The 23,369-nt window shown below is 46.0% G+C and carries 34 protein-coding genes; 20 read left to right on the top strand and 14 right to left on the bottom strand.

What is annotated here, in order from left to right:
* The first annotated feature begins 19 nt into the window (after positions 1 to 19).
* Positions 20 to 1,261: a site-specific integrase gene (locus tag RA156_RS02925; protein ID WP_306642631.1), complete on the top strand. Its 1,242-nt coding sequence runs from the start codon at positions 20 to 22 to the stop codon at positions 1,259 to 1,261.
* A 51-nt stretch (positions 1,262 to 1,312) separates the two neighbouring features.
* On the top strand, positions 1,313 to 2,248 hold the full coding sequence (locus tag RA156_RS02920) for a hypothetical protein (RefSeq protein WP_306642629.1): 936 nt from the start codon (positions 1,313 to 1,315) through the stop codon (positions 2,246 to 2,248).
* A gap of 41 nt (positions 2,249 to 2,289) precedes the next feature.
* Here RA156_RS02920 and RA156_RS02915 read toward each other — a convergent pair whose 3' ends face one another.
* Together RA156_RS02915 and RA156_RS02910 are read right to left on the bottom strand one after the other, a co-directional pair.
* Positions 2,290 to 2,895, bottom strand: coding sequence for a hypothetical protein (locus tag RA156_RS02915; RefSeq protein ID WP_306642627.1), 606 nt, complete (start codon positions 2,893 to 2,895; stop codon positions 2,290 to 2,292).
* A 383-nt stretch (positions 2,896 to 3,278) separates the two neighbouring features.
* Positions 3,279 to 3,764, bottom strand: coding sequence for a hypothetical protein (locus tag RA156_RS02910; protein WP_306642625.1), 486 nt, complete (start codon positions 3,762 to 3,764; stop codon positions 3,279 to 3,281).
* Between the two features lie 153 nt (positions 3,765 to 3,917).
* Here RA156_RS02910 and RA156_RS02905 point away from each other — a divergent pair, with 153 nt between their 5' ends.
* Positions 3,918 to 4,193 (top strand): hypothetical protein, encoded by a 276-nt coding sequence (locus RA156_RS02905; protein ID WP_306642623.1) that lies wholly within the window; start codon positions 3,918 to 3,920, stop codon positions 4,191 to 4,193.
* 73 nt (positions 4,194 to 4,266) lie between these two features.
* On the opposite strand, the gene RA156_RS02900 is transcribed toward RA156_RS02905, so the two are convergent.
* The 12 genes from RA156_RS02900 to RA156_RS02850 form a co-directional block, all read right to left on the bottom strand.
* Positions 4,267 to 5,031: a hypothetical protein gene (locus RA156_RS02900; protein WP_306642621.1), complete on the bottom strand. Its 765-nt coding sequence runs from the start codon at positions 5,029 to 5,031 to the stop codon at positions 4,267 to 4,269.
* 54 nt (positions 5,032 to 5,085) lie between these two features.
* On the bottom strand, positions 5,086 to 5,523 hold the full coding sequence (locus tag RA156_RS02895; protein WP_306642618.1) for a JAB domain-containing protein: 438 nt from the start codon (positions 5,521 to 5,523) through the stop codon (positions 5,086 to 5,088).
* 160 nt (positions 5,524 to 5,683) lie between these two features.
* The gene (locus tag RA156_RS02890; protein WP_306642617.1) at positions 5,684 to 6,721 is read right to left on the bottom strand and encodes a DNA cytosine methyltransferase; all 1,038 of its coding nucleotides are present in this window, start codon (positions 6,719 to 6,721) and stop codon (positions 5,684 to 5,686) included.
* Entirely contained in the window at positions 6,721 to 7,503 is a 783-nt protein-coding gene (locus RA156_RS02885; protein ID WP_306642615.1) for a DNA-methyltransferase, read from the bottom strand. Before RA156_RS02885 ends, RA156_RS02890 begins: the two co-directional genes overlap by 1 nt.
* A gap of 19 nt (positions 7,504 to 7,522) precedes the next feature.
* Complete coding sequence (locus RA156_RS02880) at positions 7,523 to 8,191, bottom strand: DUF7768 domain-containing protein (protein ID WP_306642613.1); 669 nt, start codon at positions 8,189 to 8,191, stop codon at positions 7,523 to 7,525.
* Between the two features lie 2 nt (positions 8,192 to 8,193).
* Positions 8,194 to 8,601: a hypothetical protein gene (locus tag RA156_RS02875; RefSeq protein ID WP_306642612.1), complete on the bottom strand. Its 408-nt coding sequence runs from the start codon at positions 8,599 to 8,601 to the stop codon at positions 8,194 to 8,196.
* The gene (locus tag RA156_RS02870) at positions 8,594 to 9,604 is read right to left on the bottom strand and encodes a P-loop NTPase family protein (protein ID WP_306642611.1); all 1,011 of its coding nucleotides are present in this window, start codon (positions 9,602 to 9,604) and stop codon (positions 8,594 to 8,596) included. The genes RA156_RS02875 and RA156_RS02870 overlap by 8 nt, the downstream gene beginning before the upstream one ends.
* Complete coding sequence (locus tag RA156_RS02865; RefSeq protein WP_306642610.1) at positions 9,585 to 10,481, bottom strand: hypothetical protein; 897 nt, start codon at positions 10,479 to 10,481, stop codon at positions 9,585 to 9,587. The genes RA156_RS02870 and RA156_RS02865 overlap by 20 nt, the downstream gene beginning before the upstream one ends.
* Positions 10,478 to 10,756: a hypothetical protein gene (locus RA156_RS02860; protein WP_306642609.1), complete on the bottom strand. Its 279-nt coding sequence runs from the start codon at positions 10,754 to 10,756 to the stop codon at positions 10,478 to 10,480. The genes RA156_RS02865 and RA156_RS02860 overlap by 4 nt, the downstream gene beginning before the upstream one ends.
* Before the next feature lie 50 nt (positions 10,757 to 10,806).
* Complete coding sequence (locus RA156_RS02855; protein ID WP_306642608.1) at positions 10,807 to 11,100, bottom strand: hypothetical protein; 294 nt, start codon at positions 11,098 to 11,100, stop codon at positions 10,807 to 10,809.
* On the bottom strand, positions 11,097 to 11,255 hold the full coding sequence (locus tag RA156_RS16640) for a helix-turn-helix domain-containing protein (RefSeq protein ID WP_350339798.1): 159 nt from the start codon (positions 11,253 to 11,255) through the stop codon (positions 11,097 to 11,099). Before RA156_RS16640 ends, RA156_RS02855 begins: the two co-directional genes overlap by 4 nt.
* Before the next feature lie 8 nt (positions 11,256 to 11,263).
* Positions 11,264 to 11,500, bottom strand: a complete 237-nt coding sequence (locus RA156_RS02850) for a hypothetical protein (protein ID WP_306642607.1) — start codon at positions 11,498 to 11,500, stop codon at positions 11,264 to 11,266.
* Between the two features lie 115 nt (positions 11,501 to 11,615).
* On the opposite strand from RA156_RS02850, the gene RA156_RS02845 reads away from it, so the two are divergent.
* From RA156_RS02845 to RA156_RS02765, 17 genes are all read left to right on the top strand, one after another.
* Positions 11,616 to 11,975, top strand: a complete 360-nt coding sequence (locus RA156_RS02845) for a hypothetical protein (protein ID WP_306642606.1) — start codon at positions 11,616 to 11,618, stop codon at positions 11,973 to 11,975.
* Between the two features lie 77 nt (positions 11,976 to 12,052).
* A complete protein-coding gene (locus RA156_RS16635; RefSeq protein ID WP_350339794.1) occupies positions 12,053 to 12,370 on the top strand; it encodes an HNH endonuclease in 318 nt (105 codons plus the stop codon).
* 75 nt (positions 12,371 to 12,445) lie between these two features.
* Positions 12,446 to 12,934: a hypothetical protein gene (locus RA156_RS02835; protein ID WP_306642604.1), complete on the top strand. Its 489-nt coding sequence runs from the start codon at positions 12,446 to 12,448 to the stop codon at positions 12,932 to 12,934.
* Positions 12,918 to 14,648 carry a terminase large subunit gene (locus RA156_RS02830; RefSeq protein WP_306642603.1) on the top strand — a complete coding sequence of 577 codons (1,731 nt, stop codon included), beginning with the start codon at positions 12,918 to 12,920 and terminating at the stop codon, positions 14,646 to 14,648. The genes RA156_RS02835 and RA156_RS02830 overlap by 17 nt, the downstream gene beginning before the upstream one ends.
* Positions 14,649 to 14,653: 5 nt before the next feature.
* Positions 14,654 to 14,833 carry a hypothetical protein gene (locus tag RA156_RS02825; RefSeq protein ID WP_306642602.1) on the top strand — a complete coding sequence of 60 codons (180 nt, stop codon included), beginning with the start codon at positions 14,654 to 14,656 and terminating at the stop codon, positions 14,831 to 14,833.
* A 51-nt stretch (positions 14,834 to 14,884) separates the two neighbouring features.
* Positions 14,885 to 16,153 carry a phage portal protein gene (locus RA156_RS02820; RefSeq protein WP_306642601.1) on the top strand — a complete coding sequence of 423 codons (1,269 nt, stop codon included), beginning with the start codon at positions 14,885 to 14,887 and terminating at the stop codon, positions 16,151 to 16,153.
* Positions 16,146 to 16,808: an HK97 family phage prohead protease gene (locus tag RA156_RS02815; protein WP_306642600.1), complete on the top strand. Its 663-nt coding sequence runs from the start codon at positions 16,146 to 16,148 to the stop codon at positions 16,806 to 16,808. The genes RA156_RS02820 and RA156_RS02815 overlap by 8 nt, the downstream gene beginning before the upstream one ends.
* Positions 16,805 to 18,151, top strand: coding sequence for a phage major capsid protein (locus tag RA156_RS02810; protein ID WP_306642599.1), 1,347 nt, complete (start codon positions 16,805 to 16,807; stop codon positions 18,149 to 18,151). The genes RA156_RS02815 and RA156_RS02810 overlap by 4 nt, the downstream gene beginning before the upstream one ends.
* Before the next feature lie 59 nt (positions 18,152 to 18,210).
* A complete protein-coding gene (locus tag RA156_RS02805; RefSeq protein WP_306642598.1) occupies positions 18,211 to 18,702 on the top strand; it encodes a hypothetical protein in 492 nt (163 codons plus the stop codon).
* 2 nt (positions 18,703 to 18,704) lie between these two features.
* Complete coding sequence (locus RA156_RS02800) at positions 18,705 to 19,268, top strand: head-tail connector protein (RefSeq protein WP_306642597.1); 564 nt, start codon at positions 18,705 to 18,707, stop codon at positions 19,266 to 19,268.
* Positions 19,265 to 19,579 (top strand): phage head closure protein, encoded by a 315-nt coding sequence (locus tag RA156_RS02795; RefSeq protein WP_306642596.1) that lies wholly within the window; start codon positions 19,265 to 19,267, stop codon positions 19,577 to 19,579. Before RA156_RS02800 ends, RA156_RS02795 begins: the two co-directional genes overlap by 4 nt.
* A gap of 96 nt (positions 19,580 to 19,675) precedes the next feature.
* Entirely contained in the window at positions 19,676 to 20,212 is a 537-nt protein-coding gene (locus RA156_RS02790) for an HK97-gp10 family putative phage morphogenesis protein (RefSeq protein WP_306642595.1), read from the top strand.
* The gene (gene gp17, locus RA156_RS02785) at positions 20,209 to 21,711 is read left to right on the top strand and encodes a tail completion protein gp17 (RefSeq protein WP_306642594.1); all 1,503 of its coding nucleotides are present in this window, start codon (positions 20,209 to 20,211) and stop codon (positions 21,709 to 21,711) included. Before RA156_RS02790 ends, gp17 begins: the two co-directional genes overlap by 4 nt.
* 4 nt (positions 21,712 to 21,715) lie before the next feature.
* A complete protein-coding gene (locus RA156_RS02780) occupies positions 21,716 to 21,985 on the top strand; it encodes a hypothetical protein (protein WP_306642593.1) in 270 nt (89 codons plus the stop codon).
* A complete protein-coding gene (locus RA156_RS02775) occupies positions 21,985 to 22,257 on the top strand; it encodes a hypothetical protein (protein WP_306642592.1) in 273 nt (90 codons plus the stop codon). Before RA156_RS02780 ends, RA156_RS02775 begins: the two co-directional genes overlap by 1 nt.
* A 34-nt stretch (positions 22,258 to 22,291) precedes the next feature.
* Complete coding sequence (locus RA156_RS02770; RefSeq protein WP_306642591.1) at positions 22,292 to 22,702, top strand: phage tail tube protein; 411 nt, start codon at positions 22,292 to 22,294, stop codon at positions 22,700 to 22,702.
* A 55-nt stretch (positions 22,703 to 22,757) separates the two neighbouring features.
* Positions 22,758 to 23,126, top strand: coding sequence for a hypothetical protein (locus tag RA156_RS02765; protein ID WP_306642590.1), 369 nt, complete (start codon positions 22,758 to 22,760; stop codon positions 23,124 to 23,126).
* The last annotated feature ends 243 nt before the right edge of the window (positions 23,127 to 23,369 follow it).

Below are 23,369 nucleotides of genomic sequence, written 5' to 3'. Positions count from 1 at the left end.
CCACCTGAGGCACGAATCTATGATCACCACTAACTTCTTTTTGGTTAAAACGGGGCAGAAAACAGCCGTTGTCCGGTGTGCTGTGATCCTGAATAAGGAGCGTTCACGCTTCTCCACAGGCATCAGAATTGATGTAAAAGACTGGAATCAAAAGGAGCAAAGACTCAAAACCAGTGTTTCAAAACCAATCAATGGCGACATAAATCAGCAGCTCAGCATGATTGCTGGAGCGCTTTCTCGGTCATACTTAGTTCTGAAGGAAAACAGTGAGGACATACGTGCAAAGGACGTGGTAGAGAAATACCTAGGTAAGTATGTTAGGAAGCAGACGTTCTGGGAATACACTACTGAGTTCGTAGAGAACCTAGAGCATAAAATCAATAAGAGTACAGGGAAACGGATAAACCAGAACACCATCAACAAGTTCAACCAGGTGGTGAGCAGACTCAAGCAATTCGAAGCGGACTCAAGATCCAAAACGACATGGGACAGCTTCGACTCCAACTGGCTCAATCGATTCATCAACTTCCTCCATACTCAAGGGTTGTCCCAGAACACTATCCACAAACACTACAAGGCGCTGAAGCAGATTTTGAAACAAGCATCTGCAGAGGGGGTGAATAGCAATGATAAATGGCAGCTGAGGGATTTCTCTGTAGCCCAAGAGAAGGTTCAGAACTTTAGCCTTCTTGAGAGCGAAATGAAAGTACTGGAAGATCTTGACCTATCTGGCAACCAGAAACTAGAAAGGGTACGTGATCAATTCCTGCTTGAGTGCTGGACCGGTGTCCGGTTTTCAGACCTTGACAAACTTTCTGACATCCATCTGGACTCAGACACCTTTAAGGTGACCACACAGAAGACGGGAACAGAAGTATACATCCCGATCACAGAGCCAGTTAAGAAGATTGTGAGGCGATATCGTGAGCGCGGTGAGGTTCTTCCCCCTGTTATATCCAATCAGCGCTTTAACGACTACCTGAAAGAGCTTGGGAAACTAGCAGGACTGAACAGGAAGTTCAGGAAGAGTTACACTAAAGGAGGAGAGCGAATTGATGAGGTTCATGAAATCTGGGAGGTGCTTACGTCACATGTAGGTCGTCGTTCGTTCGCAACGAACATGTTCCACAGAGGCATCCCTTTGGTGAACATTATGAAAATCACAGGGCATAGGACCGAGGAAGAGTTCATGAAGTACATAAATGTCGACTCAGAAATGAGTGCTAAGATGATTGCGAAGAGGCTTAGAGACTCCTCCTAAAGGAGTAGAAAAAGAAACAGACTAAATTCTAATTTCCGACAAAATAGCAACATGGCACTCTTCGATCTTTTTTCTGGCCTCAAGTCTGACTTCAGCTCCAAGGTAAAAAACCCTTTTATTGGGACTTACTTTGCGGTATTTATCATTCGCAGATGGGAGCTATTCTACTCGATCTTTACGTTCGATGGAGTTGTGCCTCTCGAAGATAGAGTTGCCAAAATTCAAGAGCTACTCAGTGAAAGGTGTTTAAGAGCTGACGTCTTGTACTCAATTCTGATAACGTTTGGCATTCTAATTTCTAGTTACGCCTTAGCGAATTTGAGTAGAATTATAGTAACCTTCTCTGAGGATAACATCAAACCCCTCATTCAGAAAAATTTTGGAAACGACAGAGTGGTCGATCGTAACCGATTCCAGACACTTCGCGATGCATTAAATCGCTACAGAGTTTCAAACGATGAATATCAAGAGAAGATTTTAGCTCTCGAAGAGGATGTTAAATCTCTCAATAGCCGAATCGAACTTGCTCAAGGTAAGCTTGCATCGTCCATAAGGGATAAAAAGCGACTCGAAGAAGACGCAATTGAATACTCTGAGAAACTCAAGAAAAGAGATGACGAATTATCGGCCGAAAATCAGAAAAAAGAAGCGGCCTTGAAAAACTTAAAGGTTGAAATAAAAAAATCTAAGGATCTTCAGAAAGAACTTGAAAATGCTCAGGAAAGAATCAAGACACTTCAGAACCAGGCTTATGAGTTTGATTATATTGAAAGTCCAGATGGGGCTTTTCGCCGACTTAGCGAACTGGAAAAAAGGGAGTTAGATGATATAATATCCTTCGGAAGGCTTATTTCACATCCCTTTCCTAGGATTATCCGGTACGCGTATTTTCAACGCCTAATCGATCTGAGCGACGCAGGCGAAGGAGAGAAATTTCATGTATACTACACAGATCGGGGAAAGATAGGAAGGGGAAATTCCCTTTAAATAAAGAAAACCACCCCCGTTTCCAGGGGTGGTCTCAAGTCCTACAAGTCGTCTTCGGAGATATCCTCCGGCGACAATGTCTCCATTGAAAGGTGAATCCACTCTTCTGAGGGCATGAAGATCATCAACTCCCAAATGGCTATGAATACTTCGAACTGTTCTGATCGATCACCAGGACTGTTCTCAGCATAAGCATCTGAACCAAAGTAGCTCCTTCCCATGACCAACCAGTTCTCAGCTAAATGAGAAGGGTCACAATCATACATCCGGTCTAGTATCTCAAGGATTGGGCGGTTGTGAGCAATGCGTTCTGCACTCTCTCTTGCCTTTTCTTTGATCTTATCCCATTCCTTGGGCGGTAGGGGTTCTTCCATGTGTAGACTTAGTTTGATGAGGTCAATTGACTGATCAAACATATCTACACGTTCCTCTGAAGACAGTTCGTTGAAGCGAGAATCCTCCGCTCCCATTGTCTTCGCGAAACCCTGTTGGATGAGGTGTCTCATCGTATCTAAGTTAAAGAACCCGATGTTGTCAAGGGCTAAAACTAACTTTGAAGTGTTGTGGATTTTAGAAGGGTCTTCCACTAGACCATGGTGTACGTTACGGATCTCATCCGCAATCGTCACATCTTCGGCTTGTGTCATTTTATTGAAGATTAATTGATTACGTTATCTCAAGTTCACAGCGGTATGGCCGTGGTGACACAAGCCGCCACCGAAGTGGAAGTTGTAGCGCGGACTTGCACCGCGTCTCGACCATACCTGTCCATCAATAGGTATGAATGTCTTTCTAGGAAATTCTTTTCGCTGCAGTAGCAGACTTGTGTCACAGCAAACATAGAAATAAAATTAGAACATGCAAAAGGGCTACCTCTTTTGGTAACCCTCTTACTATTAAACTAAAACTACCTATTCTATGAATAAGTGCGTATTACGACCGTAGAAAAGACCCCTGAGAACAGGGGCCCTGACTAATTCAGAGCTAACATTAATCATCTGAAATACATTACGTATCTGCCCTGAAAAACTTATAATCCATTCATTAATTCTATGAGCATATCCAAAGACCTCTTGTTGGGATTTAAATCCACAGAGCGGTCTGATTGGGCATATCTAATCAACTTCAATTTTGAAAGCTGCTCCCAACTCTCAAGTTTGAACATTTCACCACACCAATCACTACAATCGATGTCACTATCAAGCTCTGATAGCTTCAAATTTGAGTCGTCTTCGTAGAGAAACCGTATATACCCCTTTCCAGTACCGCAACACCCAATGGCTTTTCCTCCCGTGCATACGATCACGTGTGTGGTATCAGTTGCGGTCATGCGCTGCATGGCATAAACCTGGACAATCTTCTTTTTATTGTCAACGTATGTTCCAAGGCTGATTCTTGATGTGATCACCATTCTTGAACCATCAAACGGGTCCACCTTGTCCTTGTCAATCTTCGGCCTCTGAGCTAGTGACGTGAGCGGCATGAGAATCACCAACAAGAATATCAGCTTTTTCATCGTAGTTGTTTTAAACAAATCTACCACCCAAAAGAAAGCAGCGCATCCCCCTAAAGAAGGGCTGGTGGAAAACATGTTCAAATCGTTTAACCGCGACGCCATGGTAGAGGTGAACCGAGCAGGTATCTTGCAGAAACTATAAATTTTATACTCATGATTACATTGATTGACGAAATCAAGTACCTACCCGTACTCAGAAAAAGAGACGAGTTACTTAACAAAAATGAAATGATTAACCACGCTGTTAAAGCATTGGTGGAAGACATCGGCGAACGATTGGATGCGGTTGAATCTGATGGGCAAGAGATTTCCGTAACAATAAGCGGATCAGCCTCAACAGCAGATGAAACGAAATTCCAGATTGGTATTTCAGGAGTTGAGTCAGAAGAAACCGAAAGGTTGATTAACGAAGCTCTCGGAAGAGACTGAGCTCGTTATAACTGAAAAAGAAAAAGGGGCTGCTTAGCATCAGTCCCTTTTCTATGCCATTTCGCCAGGTAATTTAGTTCGACTTGAAGAACCAGAAAAAGCAAGCTCTTCTGACTTTCGACATCGGTTTTGCGCCGGAAGAAAAGTTGGATAGATCCGCAACGGTGGCTCCGGTGTTCTCCGCAATTTCATCACGGGTCATCGAGCTATTCATGATTTTCTCCGATAACCACGTCGGTGATACATCGTCAATGGTTACGGCTTCAGATTCCTGACGATACTCATTATTACCGGTATCTGTCTCGAAATTCCGCGACAAGAAGTAAGCCATACGTTTTAGGTTTGCCTTCACGCGGTTGTCTGCAGTTTCATCGAATCGATAGAACTCATGTACTCGGTATGCTGTACCCTTTCGTTTGAATGTGTGAGACAATCCATTGCGAACGGAATAGAGATTACTTACCACCCCCATGAACATAGGAGGTTTCAACCGGATAACAACAGTTTGTCCTTCATTGTCCTTCATCATGTGAAACTCAGGCAAAACTGGGTCCGAAAAATCTACGAATACTTTATTCTCGCCGTCGGTTATATCTAAGTTCAGGTTCATTCTAGGATCAAGCCGTAGCATTTGAGCAATGAGCATTCTCGTACCTTCAGGTGTTTGTTTGTACCCTGGGGGCATTTGTAGCTTCATATTTATAAGGAAGTCCCCTACATCCCAGCTAACAACATCATAACTGAACCCGTCGCTTTCAAGCTCCTTGAAATCATCCTGAATGCTTCGAATCGTTTCTTCGTCATAGTTCCAGTTGCGTAAAAATCTAAAGTCTTTCATTGTCGTGTTTCTTGATTTAATAAAAGGGCTAGGCTCTCACCTAGCCCCTTAGTTTTATATCTTTCCTTCGTCTCCGTAGCTATAGTAGCCTTGGTCAGATAGGATAATATGATCGAGCACTGGGATATCCAATAACTCTCCTGCTCTTACCAATTTCGAAGTCATTCTGTCATCAGCAGTGCTAGGTTTAAGCACTCCACTTGGGTGGTTGTGAGCAAGGATGATAGCTGACGCTGCACATTTAAGAGCGATGCCAAATACCATTTTCGCGTCTACTACAGTTCCTGTAGTTCCACCTTCACTGATTGTACTGAATCCTAAAATCACATTAGCTCGGTTCAAGAAAAGAACCTTGAATGATTCGCGGTAAGAAATTTCATTCTCGTTCCATACAGAACTGAATGCGTTGTAAGCATCAAAAGAAGAAGTAACAGACGTCTGAGACTTTCTGTTAGGTTTGTAGCTTACTTTGATTTCGACTAAAGTAGTCATGATATTAGTGTCGTGTTTATCCAGGTGACTCCCCTGTTTTTGTTACACTGTAAAGATACAACTATTTGTCTAATAGACAAAATTAGATGAGGTTTTTATAGAAAAAGGGACTGCTTCGGATCAGTCCTTTTTCTATGCCGCCAGAGTGCAAACAATTTTATTAGTGAATTGGTGGCGGCTTTTTAATTAATTCCATTTGTTTAATTGCCTTGAATATTTGAAGTGCGACTTGGGGTACAATTGCGTTCCCTACCGCCTTTATGCTCTCGTTTCTCCACTTTGAAAAGGTAATTCCGTCCAATTCGGAGGGAATCCCATCATCTCCAGAACGAATTGGGGATTGAGTTGGGAAGTTTTTCCAGAAATTGTCCTGACTCTCTTGCTCAAAGAGTCTTGGTTCTCCGCTCCCGTAATTTTGTAACCCTCTGCCGATTGAGGAGTTGGTAGAAACGCTCGATTGACTCGATGACTCAGCGTAGTCTGAACCTTCGTGCCGTCTGGTCGATAGTAACTGCCGCCCTTCCAAATCCAACCTAACTCCTTCGCTTTTTTCGGAGTTACCTCTGACATAGGATTTGCACTTGGAGTTGGTAGCATCCCCGAATACTTCACCTGACTCAATAGACTCCCGAATTTCGTTCCGTTTTTGTATCCGTTCTTCTCGGCTCTCTCCCTCATCTTGTCTGGATGCTCGTCGGTCATGACTTTTGTTGGAGTGAGCAATAAACCAGATTCGATCTCGTCTGTGGGGAGCGTTGACACCTGCAGCAGGAAGTAAAAACGGGAGGACTTCGTACCCTTCAGCTTCCAGGTCAGCTTGCACCTCGTCGAATACCAACCCTCCATTCCAATTAATAAGCCCGCGAACGTTTTCGCCCACGACGTAACGAGGGGAAATCTCTCGAATTGCTCTAAGCATTTCTGGCCATAGATGGCGTTCATCCTCTTTTCCTTTTCGCTTCCCCGCTGTGGAGTATGGTTGGCATGGGAATCCTCCGGTAAGAACATCAATACGGTCTGCATATTTCGTAAAGTCTGTTTGTGTTATATCATGGAAACTCTCTGCTTCAGGCCAGTAGTAGCTCAGCACTCTTTTCCCAAAGTCATTCCACTCGCAATGGAATAGGTTTGTCCACCCCATCCACTCAGCAGCTAAGTCAAAGCCACCTATTCCAGAAAAGAGAGAGCCGTGAGTCATTAGAATAATCCTTGTTTAGTAAGCGCTACCCGCTCCTCCGTCATAGCGACGCATTCCGGGTCTACATCACACCCAATCCAGTTGCGATTCATTAGAGACGCCATTTTTGCGGTTGTGCCGGAACCCATGAAAGGGTCGAGAATCAAATCACCCTCATTGCTCCAGGAGTGTATGTGATCCCTAACTAGTTTCTCAGGAAAGACAGCTGGATGCTTTTTACCGACTTCGTCCGAACATGAGTTCTTTCCTCCTACTGCGAATGTCCACACGTTAGACTTTGTCTTCTCTTCAAGCGTTTTACGTTCCTCTACCCCATTCCGCTTGTACACTTTGGATTCATGCGGACGATGGTGCCATTTCTGAGGTTTTCCGGCCGTCACACATGGAACCTTTATAGGGTTAAAGGTCTTCGGCTTCCCCTTCGAGAAAACGAACATGTATTCGAAACTGTCATCATATCTGCGGTTACCCGTAGGCATGTAGTTGGACTTCACCCAGATCATAGTGTCATACAAGCACCACCCCGCCTCTTGAAACTTCAAAGCTTGTCTAAAGCTAGTCCCGGACTCATTGTAGTTCTTGGTCTGATCAGCCACGATCCAAACCACGACACCACCATCTTTGGTGACCCTGAATAACTCTCGGACAATCAAGTCTAGATCGAAAACGCTGTTATAAGAGCGCAACTTATCATAGGGAGGAGATGTGACAGTTAAGTCCACTATACCGCCCTCCAAGTCGATGAGGTAGTTTTCGCATGATATGTTCGATACGATGTTCACAACCGAGGTTCTTGACTGATTACATCGAATAATTCCACATCAAATACCTTCCCGATGGAAGCTTAACGGCCATGGTGCCAGCGAAGTGGTCGCCAGTGAATCCGCCATTGGTCGTCTGTTCGAAATACATCTCAAGCGAAGAGGCGTCTTCATATTTTTCATATCCAGAGTGGATTCCATCCAAGAGCTCAAAGCCTTGATTGTCACTTTCAGACAAAATCTTGTAGAACTCTTCTAGTTGGTCTGTACTGAAGTCCTTAACAGCTTTAATACAGGTTAATTGATCTGCAAGCGCATCAATAGCCATGGATGAGTGGGCATGCTCAAAAGTGTGATGCCCAAGTAAGAACTCATACCATTCAATTCGTGTATGGTGGCACATAGGTATGACCTGAATACCTTTTCGGTGGGCAAGCTGTGCTTCCGCCATCATCCCTTCTGATATTCGACCTCCATACAATCGGAGCTCGTCAATAATGCCGATATCCAGTAGATGGTGATCATTTTGAAGACCACGGTTCCTTTCTTCGGGTACTGCGTCATCTAGACTAACTACATCCGCATAGTATGGCGCGAATGGTACTACCTCCTTCTCGGTTAGGTTGACATTACGAACGATGTCTCTAATCTTAGCAAGGTTATTCTCTACATCACCGCCTATCGGGTGTGCTATATATGCTACTTTCATCCCTACGCTATTTTCAAAAGTTCTTCAGCCTCTACAAGGCCAGCCAATGTTGTCACGTCCTTGGCAACGGTGGAGTCGATTGATCTCACCTTTGCGAGTCTTTCATCAAAAGTTCCTTTGACCTTATTGCCGTCAGCATCAAAGACTCCGTGTTCCATTATTTGCTTGTCCGTTTGCTTTACGGTCTTTCCAATTCGTTCGAAGTACTTAGATAGTTCTTCCACGCTATCGAAGGCTTTGTATCTGTGCTTTTGGTCTCCGTAGATCGGGTAGATACATACTCGCCCGTTCCATAACTGCTGTACGAAGCACTCTCTTACCTCACCTTCAGTAAACCCTCCGATTGATGAGGTACACTTGATGTTTTGTAGGATTGTACATGGCAATCCTTTTGGAATCACTTCAATCATTTTCGTTCTGCTTTAATTGATTTTTCATTGAGTGTATGTAGTCCCACATGAAGAGAAGACCTGCGTTGTATTTCGCTCTTCCTTCACTGGATGAATTTCTTTCTGCAACGGAGCGGTAGAAGTTGTGAGAACTCCCCTTTCGAGCTAGCGAAGGGAATCTGCATGCGTGGCGATTACCTGGTTCAAGCAGATAGATACTCCTACCCTCCTCGATGTAGTATTGAGTTTGTTGTTCCGTGAGGCGAATCACTCCTCTTTTGAATAGCTCACGGAAGACCTCGTGCATAGAGTAGTCTTGAAAGACTTTGATGTCCCCTGTCTTCTGGTATTTCTCCAGGGGCTTGAACCACACGTCCTCTAGAAAAGCGTCGGCAATCTTCTTTTTGTCTAGATCCGTTGTGGTCCGCTTTACAAAATTGGCCTTAGGTCGCCTCTCTACGGGGGCGCTACTCTTACGCCGGTCAACCGTGCTTGTGAAGCGGATGACATGAAACATTTCATGCATGCGACTCGCAATCCGCCCGGAATAACGACTCTCGAAATCGTCAAGGTTCAGATTAGAGCTCATGTGAGTCACAATGCCTTTATTCTGATGGCATTCGTAACGGACTCCCATAACCTCCGCAACCGAATTGACCTTGTTGCCAAATCGATGCTTATCATCCTCTTCCCCGACATCATCTACCATCAACACTTGATCATTCTTGTACTTAGAGACGATAGACTCGCCATGAACAGCGTAGTCGTTTGCGATATCCATGGCGCGGACCATGCTGAAGCGCTCTCTCACTTCCATCATTTGTTGGATAATTCTGAAAATTGAAGTCTTTCCAGCTCCATAGTTGCCAACTAGCGCAACTCCTTTACCTCTTGATAACTCTGGATTATCCGCGAAGAAATAGTCCAGTAATTGCAGAACAGCAATTTCATTCGCTTCATCAACCGTGAACCCATTAATCAGGGCTGCCCCAATCTTCTTGAACTCAGCTAGCCTCGTCTCCATAGAACTTCTTTTTTAGTGCTGCTGAGTGCTCATCAAGATCAACGACGTTGGTATACCCCTTGTCTATCAGCTCCTTATCTGTTTCCGAGTGCTTGTATTGGTTTAATTTCTTCAGCGGCCATTCGTCCTTTCCCCATTGAATGCGCGCCCAATTGGCGAAATGGGTTCTCAAATCCTTTCGGTTTTTTTCGGACTCGTCCTTCGCCATAAGATTCAAGATGAAAACGTCGATGAGGTCATTGACATCTTTCAGAGTGCATTTCTTTTTCGTCGATGTCAATTGCTGAGCAAGAGCTTCGTTTGCCGTCACTGCGTCTTGCAATGACTCTTTCATGGATTGAAAGTCCTTCAGAATCAGTCTTGACACCTCTCCACTTTTTTCGGAGCGCGCAAGCGCGTTTTTTTCCTTTAGTTGGTAGTTAGTTGTATTAGTTAGTTGGTAGTTAGTTGGTATTGGTTTGGGATGATTCCCAATTGTGTGCGGTAATGTTCCCAAATCGTCTGGGCTGGCTACCTCAGAGATTTGGGATTTGCCGTCAATCGAGTTGGCGCCACTAATTACCCCAAGAGAAAACAGCACTTGTTCGTCTTTCATGGCATACCATTTGGTTCTATCAAAAGCGTACTTATTGAAGTTTCCTTCCACCAGCACTTCCGAATCCACAAGCTTCTTGATAGCGTACCGTATCTGATCGCGAGTGAGATAGTCAAAGACTTGAAGCAAGTCGCTAATACTGTTGTATGTCCAATGCCTTTCTTCCTTGAGATTAACACCCCTGATTTTATTGTAGGCAATCCAATGAGCAAAGTGATCAAGTACTATTGCGCAATTGACGCCATACTTGCGAGCGATATCTATGTTGAATGTGTGTTTCATTCATTCATCTTTAAAGGTTGAGGAACTCTTTCTTTTGTTTCCCTTAGGTATCTCAGGTAAATGGATTCGATAGGGTTTCTGACTTTGGATGCCATCAGTTCGTGCTCAGATACTGAGATCTCAGTATCTAGATTATCCTCTCCGGTTGGTGCAAACACATTGTTCCCGGTTCGCTTGAACAACTCTCGACTCGCAACCAGTCCGGCGGTGATTACTGTATGGATATGTGACTGACCGTTTGTGGTAGTGGTTTCACTCTGTGCCAAGAAGCTCATAATTCTAATCGCTCTTAACTCGTCTATCACCCTAGAATCCTCACTACGAACTAACTCCTGAGCATCCAGCAATAGCTGGGACGCCCATAAGGCCCTTTCTTTTGCACTTCTGTCTTGCATAGCTCCCCTCTTTTCGTCAGCGTATTAAAGGATCTTCGAACGCTTGTGATTGGAATATTTCCAAGAATGTCTGTCACGTCCCATGGACTAAGTAATTGCTCAGGACGCTTCTTGAACTCATCAAGAATTATCGCATCCTGTTTAGTGGCCTGCTCGATCGCTTTTGGCAATTCGTCACCTAAATCAGTGGTGTCGAAAAAGTTTATTCCCAATTGTCCGCTCATCTTGTAGGCTTTAAGAGTCGTTCTACATCAACCTTTCGAATACGAACAGCCCGTCCGTTTCTCAGTCTGCGGTAGGGCAATACACCCTCTTTCATCTTTCTCGAAATAGATCGAGGAGAAAGACCTAGTAGGCTTGCCGCTTCTTGTTTCGTCATCCATTCGTTCATGAGGCGTGGTTCTTAATGAATTGTCTATCGTGCTCTACAATCGTTTCGAGGGCAATAGTGATACGTTCGTCAGCTAGGTTTCCATTGGCCACCTTTCGGATTCTAATAGCTCCCTTCTCACTTTCTAAGTCTGGGTGAATCAACTGAACCAGCCGAACATAGTCGCGTCCAATCATTGATTCCCGAGCATCCATCGCTCTACGTCGCAAAGCTTTCTTACTGGTATTTTGCATTTGTTTGCTATTTATTGTTTATTTAGGGCAGAAATTTACTTCCGCTCTTGTCGAAAGCAATTATAGCAATATTTGAATGTTGCTTGCAAGACTTTAGCAATATTTTTTTGAAGTTATGACTACACCTACAGAAACTGAAGACAGTAAAACCGAGTGGCTTAGGAATGTTATCAAGCACATCAAAGCCTCTCCAGACCACGCAGAACGCAGTCTCAAAGCAATCTCAACGAAGCTTGGGAAGGACTATGCGCACCTCAATCAACAGGTGAACGGCAACCGCAGAGTATCTGACAGCATACTCGAATCCATATTCCAGCACTATGGGTTCAGATTCAAAGGAACGCCTGAGCTATCTCAACCAGAACAGCCTATGGTGGGCGTTTCAGCAGGTCAAGGACTTCCAATCTACGAGATCACAATCCGAATGCAAGGTGTACACATTCTAGGTACATCGAGTAGAATTGTTGCTAATTAGCAATACTTGCAATAGATTTGTGAGGAGCACGATTGCTTCTCATTGGTTAAGGGGGTGCAATCGCATCCCCTTTTTCTATGCCTAGTATCAACAGAAATAGTAAGCGTCCACCGTGGCAGGGGAAACGCAGAGCGCAACAAGGAAGAAAGAAAAGAACGAAGAACTATGATTCACCAGAGTGGAGGAAACTTAGACGATCAGTACTCAATGAGAATCCATTGTGTGTCGAGTGTGAGAAGCGAGGCGTGTACAAACCCGCGGACGTTGTTGACCACATCACACCATACAATCAAGGCGGTAGCTTCTGGGATAGAAACAATCTTCAAGGCCTCTGTCACTCTCATCACAACAAGAAGAGCGCACGCGAAAGGCATCAAGGGGAAGGGGGTGCATAGAATATTTTTATGCCCTGTTAATAACCGCACCGCTAGGCAAGTTTACACACCGTCAATGTTTGGGGAGGGGGGGGTATGCGCAAGCTGAGCGAAGAATCGAAGTCTCTTGCCGGTACTGATCGTGCTGACCGAAAATCTGGTCTACCCACCGTCAACCCTGGTAATCCGCGTACATACCCCAAGCCATTTTTTGACCTCGATAAGTCTGAAACCAAACTGTACAAAGCAACAATTAAACACCTCAGAGAGCTGGGAATTTTCGACATAAATGATGCCGTTGAGGTAGCTATTTATGTCAGGGCGCTCACCGGAATGAAGGCTGTAGCAGACAGACTAACCCACAGGGACAGTATAGTTGAAGAGTACAAAAGCGGGTCTAACATCACCGGAGACGTCACAGCGTTCGGCAAGTTTCAAGCGCTCGTTGAGAAGTCCCAACAAAAGCTTGGTCTATCTCCACTGTACAGACAAAAGATCGATGCCTACTTGAAATCTAATGGAGATAAAGACAACACTCTCCTCAAATTCTTGAACGGAAGAAATAAAGGTGCAGCAGCCTCATGAAGTACGCCCATTTGACGTAGTTGAGCAATACGCAGATGATGTAATCAAGGGAGTACAACCAGCCTGTCTACTTGTTATTTCAGCATGTCAAAGATATCTCGACGACAAGGATAAAGCACACGAAAAGGGTTGGACCCTCGACATAGATGCTGGTGAATTTGCAATCGACTTCATTCAGAACTTCGTTCGTCACACTTCAAGTGTATTTGCTGGAAAACCAGTACTCCTCGAACCATGGCAACAGTTCATTCTATTCAATCTCTTTGCATGGAAGAAGAAAGATGGACGTCGAAGGTTCACTAAGACCTACATCGAGATCCCGAAAAAGAATGGAAAGTCACTTCTAGCCTCAGCGGTTAGCCTCTACATGCTCATAGCTGATGGTGAGCAGAACGCTGAGATCTACTTCGCTGCGACTAAGAGGGACCAGGCAGACATCGTATTCGAAGAGGCGAAACGTATGGTTAAGTTTCAACCGGAGTTCAAAGCAATAATCCAGCTGCAACGTTCGGCAATCGTTTTCGAAGGAACCAATAGTAGCGCAAAGCCACTTTCTTCGGAGAAGAACTCAATGGACGGTAAACGCCCTTTCTTTGTTGTTATCGATGAGTATCACCAGCATCAGAACTCTGAAATTTCCGACGAGTTGAAATCCGCGATGGCCGCTCGTCCCTCCCCTCTTCATTTCACGATTACTACAGCTGGTTTCAATGATGGTCCATGCCTTTTGCTTCACAGAACCTGCAGAGAAATCCTTGAAGGGAAAAAGGACGACGACTCAATGTTCACCATCATCTACACCATAGACGAAGACGATAACTGGCAGCTACCATCAACCTGGAGAAAAGCCAACCCCAACTTCGGCGTGTCGTTTGAAGCGGACGTGCTGAAAGAAGCTTGTCAGGAAGCGAAGAACATGGGGGGGCAGAAGATGGTGGAGTTCATGACCAAGAGGCTGAACATCTGGATGAAGACCGGAAAGATTTGGATCCCTGACTCTAAGTGGATGGAATGCCAAGAGGACTTTGGTTTAGAGCTCTTCCAGGGCAAACAGGTTTGGATGGGAATGGACCTTGCTGCCTACCACGACATCACTGCGCTTGTCATGGTCACTGAAAGCGAAGGCGACTTGTATGTCTATGGTCAGTACTGGTTGCCTGAAGAAATATTTGAAGAGAAGCTCGAGGAAGATGACAAGCACATCTATCGAACCTTCGTAGACGCAGGCTACCTGCATTTGACCGAAGGGAATGTAACTGACTATTCTCTTATTCGAAAGCTGCTAAGTGGTTGGCATATCGACGAAGGAGAGGTGCAATACGACGAAGGCGCGTTGATGGAGTCGATGGATATCCAGTGCATTGGATACGACCAGTGGCAGGCATTCCAAATCGGTGCAGAGCTCACAGGGGACGGAATTGAAATGGACAAAGTTCCGCAAACCACAGGGAGATTAAATCCGGCCACCACAGAAGTTGAGAAGCGGGTTCGACAGGGAACACTAAAACACAACGGTGACCCAGTTCTGCGCTGGATGATGGGGAATGTGGAGCTATTCTACGACAGCACTGGTTGCGTTAAACCGAACAAGAAAACAAGTAAAGGAAAAATAGACGGCGTGGTTGCGATGGTCATGGGCATTCACGAGTACCTCATAGATGTAACAGAAGATAAACCAGATCCCAACCAAGGATTTGTATTCATTCCACACTGAGCGATATGAAGAATAGCACATTTTACAACCTCTACTTCACGAACTTGACGAAAAGCAAAAGCCAACAAGAGGCTTATGAAAAAACTGAAGAGCAACACGTCGAGCAATACAAACGCCGGAAGTACAGTAATTTCAACAGTTTCCGCTCAGCACGTGATCGTTTCTTGAATGCACGACGACGATAAATGCAACATTTTTATTGTTGCTGATTATTGCTTTTGCAATATTTGGCCGCAGTGGGACTCGTGAAAACCATATCTCAGAGTGCTGTCGGTCGTGCGATCGGCGACGCATTTATGCAGAGAAACTCTGCTAAGAACGGATATTCCGAGTCTATTCTCAATCTATTTCAAGGGTTCCCAACCCAAAGCGGGATTCGTGTAAACGAAACCAGCGCATTGCGAATTTCAACAGTCTACGCATGTGTTGATCTAATCGCTAAAACGATTGCGTCCACACCTATTGAGGCATTCGAGATAAAGAAGAGTGTCAGAACAAAAATCTACGACCACGCCCTTCTCGACCTTGTTGACCGAAACCCGTTAGCTACAGCAAATCGATTCGTCTTTTGGCGGACGATGATCAGTTACTACCTCCTCCACGGGGTAGCGTATGCACATTTGACAAGGAATGCTCGTGGAGACGTTGCAGAAATAAAGCTTCTTCGTACGGAAGAAGTGAGTCCAATGTATACTCACTCTCAAGCACCATGGGAGGTCACACACTTTCATGTCCAAGGGATTGGGATGGTTCATTTTGATGACCTATTCATTCTTGCGAACGCCCATTGGAAGAGCCCTATCCGTTTGTTTGCAGAGAACCTTGGGGTAGACATGGCTGCAACTCAATACGGCGCTCGTTTCTTCGGTGAAGCAGCGAACCCCGCCGCCCTCGTTTCTCCAAAAGAGACCCCGGGAAGAAACTACCAAACCCTAGTTGATACTTTCAAGGAACAGTACAGCGGAATCAACAAGTCACATGGTACAGTCGTAGCTCCAGTGCCTGTCAATTATCAGCGGATCACTATTCCAGCAAATGACTCTCAGTTCATTGAGACTCGGAAAATGACAAAGGGAGACATCTGCACCATCTTCAACGTCCCGCCTTTCAAGGTTCAAGCAGAGAGCGACGTCAAATACTCGAACGCAGAAACGCAGACAACACAGTTCAAGGTTGACTGTATCCAACCCATCTGTGAACTCATTGAAGCCGAGTTGACGAAGAAGATTATCCCTGCTCCAAATCGCAGAACTATCTCTCTAGCATTCAACCTCAAGAATTTGACACGAGGGGACATCAAGGCTCGCGCAGAATACACTCAAAAACTCATTGCATCTGGCGTCCTCAAAATTAATGAGGCCAGAGAAGAAGAAGGATACAACCCAACCGAAGGTGGAGATCGAAATCTCGTCCAGGTTAACCTTCTTCCGCTCGATCGAATCGACGACTACGCAGACAAAATCATTGACTCAGGTCAAATCCAACAATCCAAAGGCAATGGCTGATAAACGCACAATTGAAATTCAAGCGCCATTCGTTCGCGCCACCATGAATCCTGACAGCTTCAACGAGGAAGAGCGAACGGTCGAGGTAGTAATTGCCACAGAAGAACCTGTTCGAAGATTCTCTTGGCGCCAGAATGAGGAGTACGACGAAGTGCTTTCTCTAGACCCTGAACACGTAGATGTTTCGCGCATGGAAGCAGGTGTTCCTGTTTATGATAATCACTGGACATACGGTGGATGTGAGGGGGTTCTTGGACGGGTTGAATCTTACGAAATCAAGAACAAACAACTGATTGGAGTTATCCGTTTCGCGGATACCCCTGACGTTGAGAATACTTACCAGAAGATTCGCCAGGGTATTGTTACAGGGGTTTCTGTCGGATACGACATCAAACGATTCAACAGAGAAGACCAAGGTGAAGACGAGATTCCGATCTACCGCGCAACGAACTGGATGCCATACGAGGTAAGCTTCGCGCCCATTCAGGCAGACATCAAGTCAGGTGTTCGTTCACAAGAGAAAGAGAAAACCCTGAAGGTAGAAGTAGAAGGATTGCGCTCTGACGAGCCAACCTCAAACGACGACAATGACAATTCGTACGAGCTTGAAATGGCTCGGTATAAATCCAACATCAATAAACATCGATCAGCATGAAAACTGCTAGAGAAATTCGTCAGGAAATTACCGAGCTGACGGATAAACAGAAGGTTATTCTTGATGCCGTTGAACAGTCAGAGGAACGAAAATTCACCGACGAACAACGACAGCAACTGAAGGACCTTGACGGTAAAATTGAACGTCTCCAAAAGGACTTACAAGACGCTGAAATCCGTGAGCGTGCTCAAGAACGCGTAGCTGCCATGTCAGGTGGTAACCCTGCGGACAATTCTAAGCGCTCCGGAGAGGACATCGACAACATGTCGCAATTCAAGTGGAGCCGTTTCCTTCACCACTTGCACATGAATCGCAACCTCGAAGGTGTCGAGCTTGAGGTCCACCAAGAAGCAGTGAAAGAAGCTCGCGAGCGTAACTCATCACTGAAAGGATTCGGTCTACCGTCTGATTTCTTCCGTGTTCTTTCATCGGAAGACCGCCAGAAGGAAGATCGTATGCGAGAGCAGCGTGACCTAGTCGTTGGTACTGCTACTGCAGGAGGTAACCTCGTGGCAACTCAGCAGATGCCAATGATTCCAGCGCTACGCCCAACGCCTCAAGTCGTTGCTGCTGGTGCCCAGGTGTTAAACGACCTTGTTGGGGATGTGGATATTCCAAAACAAACTGGAATTGCTCAAGCTGCTTGGGCTGGTGAAACTGCGGCAGCAGCGGAAACTAACCCGACATTCGGTGTAATTCAAATGTCTCCTAAGCGTGCTGCAGCATTCGTGGATCTTGGTATCCAGTTGATTGCTCAGTCGTCTGAGGATGTTCAACGTTTGATTATGCGTGACCTGGAGTTTGCCTTTGCGCTTCTTCTCGATCAGGCAGGTATCAACGGCTCAGGAGCGGGTAACGTGCCTGAAGGTGTTCTGAATGCCAACGACATCAACACAGTTGAAATCGGAACCAACGGAGGTGCGTTGACATGGGCTAAGGTCGTTGAGTTCTTGACATCTGTTGAGCAAAGCAACGCCCCAATCAACAACCCTACATGGTTGACTACCCCTGGAGTTAAAGGACATGCTGCAACCACTGAGAAATCAGCAAACACAGCTAAGTACCTTTCTGAAGACGGACGCAACCTATACGGTATGCCAATGCTGACTTCGACTCAAGTTCCTTCTAACCTAACGAAAGGTACAAGCGTCAATGTTTGTCACGCTGCTATCCTTGGAGACTTCTCACAGATGATCCTTGGAAACTGGGGTGTTATCGACATCTCCGTGGGTAACCACCGAGCGAAGGAAGGTATCCGTGAGTTCGTTATCAACGCGCTTGCTGATGTCGGTATCCGCAACGAGGAATCGTTCGCGGTGTGTACTGACATCACTCCTAACTAATCCACTCCATTGAATAATCAGGGACTAGCCCACGGGCTGGTCCCTTCATTCCATACATCATGAACAAGGATGAAATTCTACAGTCCATTGCGGACTCAAAAACAATCGAAGATGTAGATGCTGTGGTTGAGGGAGTTGAAGAGCAAGAAATTCTCGATGCCGCCGAAGAACGTCGTGCAGCAATCCAGAACGAACTGAACACTGCAGCCGGATCAAACCAGAAGCCTAAAGCTCAAGAGTTGATTGCGCAAATTAAGGAGGCCGATACCGTAGAAAAGGTGAAGGCTATCCTAGAAGGTGAAGAACGTAAGACTGTTCTGGATGCTGGCACCGCTCGCATCGCAGAGTTAGAGGAAGAAGAATCCGATCAACCGGCATATGACATTGATGGTCCAAAGAAGCGCGTAGAAGTTCTTCGCGGTCTTGCGGGAAGTCATGGGTTAGCGTACTTCAAGGGAGCTACTCCCGAGTTGCCCGCTGCGCAAGCTGACCAGCTGATTGCAGATGGCTATGCTCTTCCATACAAAGAAGAAGAGGAGACCGAGGAGTAGTCGTGGTTAAGCGTTTAGGAAATATCACCTACACGGATCTGATTCCATTATCTAAGGTCTACGATCAGATTAAGCAGGATGCGGGAAGCGAAGATGCGCTTCTCACATCACTGCTCGATGCTGCGTGCAGATATCTAGAAGATGAATACGGGTTCATCATGGCGGAGATTGCCTGTCGCGTTATGCTGGACACATGGCCTTCTGGCAAGTATCGATTTGAGGTTGCCCCTCTTGGTTCTGTGACGTCTGTGACTTACATCGATGGAGATGGTGCTAATCAGACACTCTCATCTAGTGACTATTCAGTCAATAGTGACGAGTATCCTGGTGTTATCCACTTCACCAACTGTCCAGATCTAAAGAACCAGCTCGGAGCGGTTACAATCAACTTCGACGCCGGGTTTGCATCAAGCGAACTTCCAGTACCCATCGTTCAGGCGGTATTGATGATGGTAGCAACCATGTATGAGCTTCGTCAGAACGAGGTGACAGCCAGAACTATTTCGAAGGTTGAGACCAGCACCCACATGCTACTCAGCCCTTACAAAGTCTCTGTATTCAGATGAATATCGGAGAACTAGATAAACGCGTCACCCTCCGTTCGTTCACCACCACAACGAACGCGGAGAATTTTCCAGACAGGACCTACAGCGATGTGGCGACAGTATGGGCAAGGCTTGTTCCTCTTCGAGGAATGGAGTCGCAGGAAAACGAAAAGAAGACAGTAACACGAAAGCGGGTATTTGAAATCAGATACCGAACTGACGTAGATGAGAAGATGGTCTTGGTCTACAACAACAAAGAGCACCAAGTCATCTACGTGGAAGAGATAGGTAGAAAAGACCGACTAAGGATTGAGACGGAATTGAAGTTATGAATCGAGACAAGAAACCAGAGAAACCTCTGAAGCCACGGGCCCACAAACGCCCACCAAAAAACCGCGCTATCCAAGCAGCGCCGAAACACAGATAAGATGCCAGGAGCACAGGCGATTGATATGAAACTTGAAGGTGCTGAGCAGATCCAAAAGCTGCTTCAGGAACTTCCCCCTGCGCTCAAAAAATCTGTACTCATCTCAGCGCAAAAGAAGGCGGCAAAGCCAGTTGTGCAACAGATGATTCGAAACCTAGACTCAAGCACTAAATCCCGTTCTGGGAACTTAAAGAAGTCTATTGGCACAAAGACATTAAAGGACCGAGGAAGAGAGACAACCTCTACCATCACCGGTCCGCGAGTGGGTGGCAGATTCAAAGGCTACCACGCCCACTTAATCGAGCATGGAACATCTGCTGGTGAAAGAACCTCGAAGAAGGGCTACTTCACTTTCAAAGGCAAGGGCGGGAAGACTATTCGTGTCCGAATGATCGACCACCCAGGTACAAAGGCACGCCCATTCGCAAAACCGGCGATTGAATCGAAGAAAGAAGAAGTGGTCCAAGCCTTTTCATTTGAGATCGGCGCTGCCCTTAACAGGGTTATGAAGCGCACCATCAAAAAGGCGAAACGATGAAGGTGGTTGTAATCAACATATTACTTGCCAGCACTGCGGTGACTGATCTAGTTGGTACTCGTATCTACCCAAGCACACAGCCTGAGGAGAACACTACCTTCCCGGCAATTATCGTCTCACAGAGAGGACTAGACCCAGAGCCTACGAAGGATAAATCCTCCGTCCTAGACGTATATGACATTGAGCTCACTATCCTAGGTGAAACATCGGTTGATGTTACCGCTATTACAGAGGCATGTAGATCAGCTCTGGTTCGCTACACTGGTGAGGTGAGCGGAAAGAAGGTGCAGACGATCGAGTTCATTAACGAAATCGACGACTTCAGGGACGATCTTCCTATATGGGGAATGACCCAGCTGTACGAGGTGAAGATTCATACCGAAGGAAACGGTCCAAACTTCCCACCTGGTATTAGTGACCCCGTGACTATTCTAGCGCCAGACGGCTCAACAGCCGCTTTGATCAACCCTGGAAGCTCATTCCAGCAAGCATACATAAACCTGAGGCTACTCCCTAGCGGAACCCAACACTCTCAAATCGCACCTCCTACAGACGGTCAAGCAGATACGGTTGACATTCCGTCAGTGCGCGTCGTGTTGAGTAATGATGACTTACTGGCTGAAGCAGACGCAGGAGACGAGGTGGATGTGCCGGATGCACGAGTACTAAATCACAGAAGTGAGGCGGTTGGTGACATGGTTCCAGGAACCATCAATACACTAAGCGCCGGATTGATCAAAAAAAGCGACGGCTCCGCAATCATTCATTCAGTAGCTCCAGGAGATGACATCAACCTTCTAGCAACAAAGGTTCTTGATTCTGAAGGCGCGACAGTTGCAACCCTGCATCCAGTTGAAGGAGAGGAAACATATACTTGCCCTCCTTCACTCACTCAGTCTGGTGTTCTCTACAACTCTTGTCACGACTTCCAGAAAACAAGCTACCACACTGGAGACGAAGGATGGTACAATCAAAACGGAGATGGTGTGACTATTCCGGCTATTCCTGAAAAGATAATGATGATCGATAAGTCACAGGCCGAGCCTTTTGACTTCGTGACTCCCAATAATGTCTTTGACAACAACGCACGTTTCGTGCACACTGACGGAACTGCGGCAGCTCGTTTAGTAGTTCCTGCAGACAGCATGGTGTTGGATTGTTTAACCGGATGGAGGTGGTGGGTTGTTCGACAGTCTTCAATGACACTAGCGGACGCCATTGCTTTCGCGGAGGCATCTTCTCTTGGCGGAATAACATCATGGCGTATTCCTACCAAAGCAATGATTCAACAGCTATGGAACCACGAACGCTCATACCAAGACGAGCCACCTGGTTTCGGGAATCTATCACTGGCTAACATCTGGACAGCAACCACCTACGAGCTCGGCTCCACTTCAGCGTATTCAACATTCACCGGAGGGAACTTCCGCATGGCCGTGACCTCAAAGACATCAACAAGAAATTTCATCATGTGTGCTCCATGGCACGCACAATCATAAGACTATGGCACTCTGGGATATTACATGGGAAATGCAAGGCGAGCAACAGGTTACAGAAGACCTACTTCTGCTTAATCCAACCTTCAAAGTGAAGCGCATCAATTACGATGCAGAGACACGACACTTTCAAGTAGAGGTCATCTTCCAGGAAGGCTCATACAAGCACAGCCGAACTTTTGACAACACACTGGCTGAAGGCGACGAGTCAATAGACGCGGCCCTTATTGCCCAATTCATCAACACCCAATTTCCAACCGCTCAAATTCAGAAGTAATGAAAATCGAAATGCTCAAAGACCACCCAGAACGCACCAAGTTCACAAAGGGAAAAGTGATCACAGTTACAACCCAACTAGCAGACGAATTGATCGAGGGTGGTTATGCGGTTTCAACCGAAGAACAGACAATCGAGGACGCCATTATGGACGCCATTGACGAACGAGACGAAAAAAGACGAGAAGAGGAAAGCACCATGACGCTGATTCATAAGAATGAGGGCAGCGAAGAAGATGAGGTAGACGACAAACAAGGAACAGACCCTGAATAAGGGAATTACATAACCCAATTAAAAACAGAAGAATATGCCGTCTACAGGAGCAATTGAGGGTAATGACCTCGAACTGTACATCGGAGGAACCCTTGTCGGGTGTTCACGTGACGCATCGATCTCATTGAGTCGAGCGTTCATTGATGCCACTTGTAAGGATAACGATGGTGCAGAACAAGTACTACCAGGACAAACGTCTTGGAACGCAAGTGGCTCAGCCATTTATGCGATGGATGCAACTCTCGGTGGAGATGAAATGATTGACAACCTCCAGAACGGAACACTCGTGACCGTACGAATGACCACTGGAGTAACTGGCGACACCTACCTCGAAGGTTCAGCCTACGTTGAGAATCTCAACTTCACTTCGAACTACAACGATGTCGTGACTTACGACTTCTCATTGAAAGGAACAGGAACCCTTACTAAGGGAACCGAAGCATAATTAAGAATCCCAGCCGAGGGAGCCCTCTCGGCTGGGTAATCTCATACACCCAATTATGGACAACACAATGAAAGGAGAGTGTACGATTACACTCGGAGAAGAGGAAGTGAAATTGAAGTTCTGCATGAGCGCAGTTCGCGAAACACTGCAAATCCTCAATATGGAATTAGGGGAGTTCTACGAGCACATCAAGAGTAACCCTCTTGATTCAGCTGGTGCGCTAGTGGCAGGAGCAATTCGAAGAACCCACATTCTCAATGGAGACTTCGAAAAAGCCAAAAGCGTTCGTCTGGATGTGACAATAGCCCGGCTAGATGATCTTCCGAAAGAACAAGGAGATCTTTTAGCTAAAGCAATTGCGGAGGCTAACCTGTTGGGAAAGAAGAAGGCTCCGGAGGAAGCACAGGGTCAGTCCGAAAGCTGACACTCGCGGAGCACTACGCCTCCGCTATTGAAAACGGAGTCGACCCTGACAAGTACTGGGAATACACTATTGCTCAAGTATATCACTTGAAGCAAAGGGTGTTCAACAGAGAACAGAATCAATACATAAGAAGCTCACAGCATTTAGCCTTTCTGGTGAACTCAAACAAGAGGAGAGGCAGAGCTTACACAGCTGTCGACTTCATGCCTCAATACTATGCACCGAAGAGGCCAAAGCATGCTC

This window comes from Sanyastnella coralliicola, assembly GCF_030845195.1.
Lineage (GTDB): Bacteria > Bacteroidota > Bacteroidia > Flavobacteriales_D > Sanyastnellaceae > Sanyastnella > Sanyastnella coralliicola.
Note: the sequence above shows the minus strand (reverse complement) of the source record. Positions and strands in the feature narration are given on the sequence as shown.

Excerpts from the sequence above, each read along its gene's own strand:
- RA156_RS02925 (WP_306642631.1), top strand. The coding sequence starts at position 20 with ATGATCACCACTAACTTCTTTTTGGTTAAAACGGGGCAGAAAACAGCC.
- RA156_RS02920 (WP_306642629.1), top strand. The coding sequence starts at position 1,313 with ATGGCACTCTTCGATCTTTTTTCTGGCCTCAAGTCTGACTTCAGCTCC.
- RA156_RS02915 (WP_306642627.1), bottom strand. The coding sequence starts at position 2,895 with ATGACACAAGCCGAAGATGTGACGATTGCGGATGAGATCCGTAACGTA.
- RA156_RS02910 (WP_306642625.1), bottom strand. The coding sequence starts at position 3,764 with ATGAAAAAGCTGATATTCTTGTTGGTGATTCTCATGCCGCTCACGTCA.
- RA156_RS02905 (WP_306642623.1), top strand. The coding sequence starts at position 3,918 with ATGATTACATTGATTGACGAAATCAAGTACCTACCCGTACTCAGAAAA.
- RA156_RS02900 (WP_306642621.1), bottom strand. The coding sequence starts at position 5,031 with ATGAAAGACTTTAGATTTTTACGCAACTGGAACTATGACGAAGAAACG.
- RA156_RS02895 (WP_306642618.1), bottom strand. The coding sequence starts at position 5,523 with ATGACTACTTTAGTCGAAATCAAAGTAAGCTACAAACCTAACAGAAAG.
- RA156_RS02890 (WP_306642617.1), bottom strand. The coding sequence starts at position 6,721 with ATGACTCACGGCTCTCTCTTTTCTGGAATAGGTGGCTTTGACTTAGCT.
- RA156_RS02880 (WP_306642613.1), bottom strand. The coding sequence starts at position 8,191 with ATGAAAGTAGCATATATAGCACACCCGATAGGCGGTGATGTAGAGAAT.
- RA156_RS02875 (WP_306642612.1), bottom strand. The coding sequence starts at position 8,601 with ATGATTGAAGTGATTCCAAAAGGATTGCCATGTACAATCCTACAAAAC.
- RA156_RS02870 (WP_306642611.1), bottom strand. The coding sequence starts at position 9,604 with ATGGAGACGAGGCTAGCTGAGTTCAAGAAGATTGGGGCAGCCCTGATT.
- RA156_RS02865 (WP_306642610.1), bottom strand. The coding sequence starts at position 10,481 with ATGAAACACACATTCAACATAGATATCGCTCGCAAGTATGGCGTCAAT.
- RA156_RS02860 (WP_306642609.1), bottom strand. The coding sequence starts at position 10,756 with ATGAGCTTCTTGGCACAGAGTGAAACCACTACCACAAACGGTCAGTCA.
- RA156_RS02855 (WP_306642608.1), bottom strand. The coding sequence starts at position 11,100 with ATGAGCGGACAATTGGGAATAAACTTTTTCGACACCACTGATTTAGGT.
- RA156_RS16640 (WP_350339798.1), bottom strand. The coding sequence starts at position 11,255 with ATGACGAAACAAGAAGCGGCAAGCCTACTAGGTCTTTCTCCTCGATCT.
- RA156_RS02850 (WP_306642607.1), bottom strand. The coding sequence starts at position 11,500 with ATGCAAAATACCAGTAAGAAAGCTTTGCGACGTAGAGCGATGGATGCT.
- RA156_RS02845 (WP_306642606.1), top strand. The coding sequence starts at position 11,616 with ATGACTACACCTACAGAAACTGAAGACAGTAAAACCGAGTGGCTTAGG.
- RA156_RS16635 (WP_350339794.1), top strand. The coding sequence starts at position 12,053 with ATGCCTAGTATCAACAGAAATAGTAAGCGTCCACCGTGGCAGGGGAAA.
- RA156_RS02835 (WP_306642604.1), top strand. The coding sequence starts at position 12,446 with ATGCGCAAGCTGAGCGAAGAATCGAAGTCTCTTGCCGGTACTGATCGT.
- RA156_RS02825 (WP_306642602.1), top strand. The coding sequence starts at position 14,654 with ATGAAGAATAGCACATTTTACAACCTCTACTTCACGAACTTGACGAAA.
- RA156_RS02815 (WP_306642600.1), top strand. The coding sequence starts at position 16,146 with ATGGCTGATAAACGCACAATTGAAATTCAAGCGCCATTCGTTCGCGCC.
- RA156_RS02810 (WP_306642599.1), top strand. The coding sequence starts at position 16,805 with ATGAAAACTGCTAGAGAAATTCGTCAGGAAATTACCGAGCTGACGGAT.
- RA156_RS02805 (WP_306642598.1), top strand. The coding sequence starts at position 18,211 with ATGAACAAGGATGAAATTCTACAGTCCATTGCGGACTCAAAAACAATC.
- RA156_RS02795 (WP_306642596.1), top strand. The coding sequence starts at position 19,265 with ATGAATATCGGAGAACTAGATAAACGCGTCACCCTCCGTTCGTTCACC.
- RA156_RS02790 (WP_306642595.1), top strand. The coding sequence starts at position 19,676 with ATGCCAGGAGCACAGGCGATTGATATGAAACTTGAAGGTGCTGAGCAG.
- gp17 (WP_306642594.1), top strand. The coding sequence starts at position 20,209 with ATGAAGGTGGTTGTAATCAACATATTACTTGCCAGCACTGCGGTGACT.
- RA156_RS02780 (WP_306642593.1), top strand. The coding sequence starts at position 21,716 with ATGGCACTCTGGGATATTACATGGGAAATGCAAGGCGAGCAACAGGTT.
- RA156_RS02775 (WP_306642592.1), top strand. The coding sequence starts at position 21,985 with ATGAAAATCGAAATGCTCAAAGACCACCCAGAACGCACCAAGTTCACA.
- RA156_RS02770 (WP_306642591.1), top strand. The coding sequence starts at position 22,292 with ATGCCGTCTACAGGAGCAATTGAGGGTAATGACCTCGAACTGTACATC.
- RA156_RS02765 (WP_306642590.1), top strand. The coding sequence starts at position 22,758 with ATGGACAACACAATGAAAGGAGAGTGTACGATTACACTCGGAGAAGAG.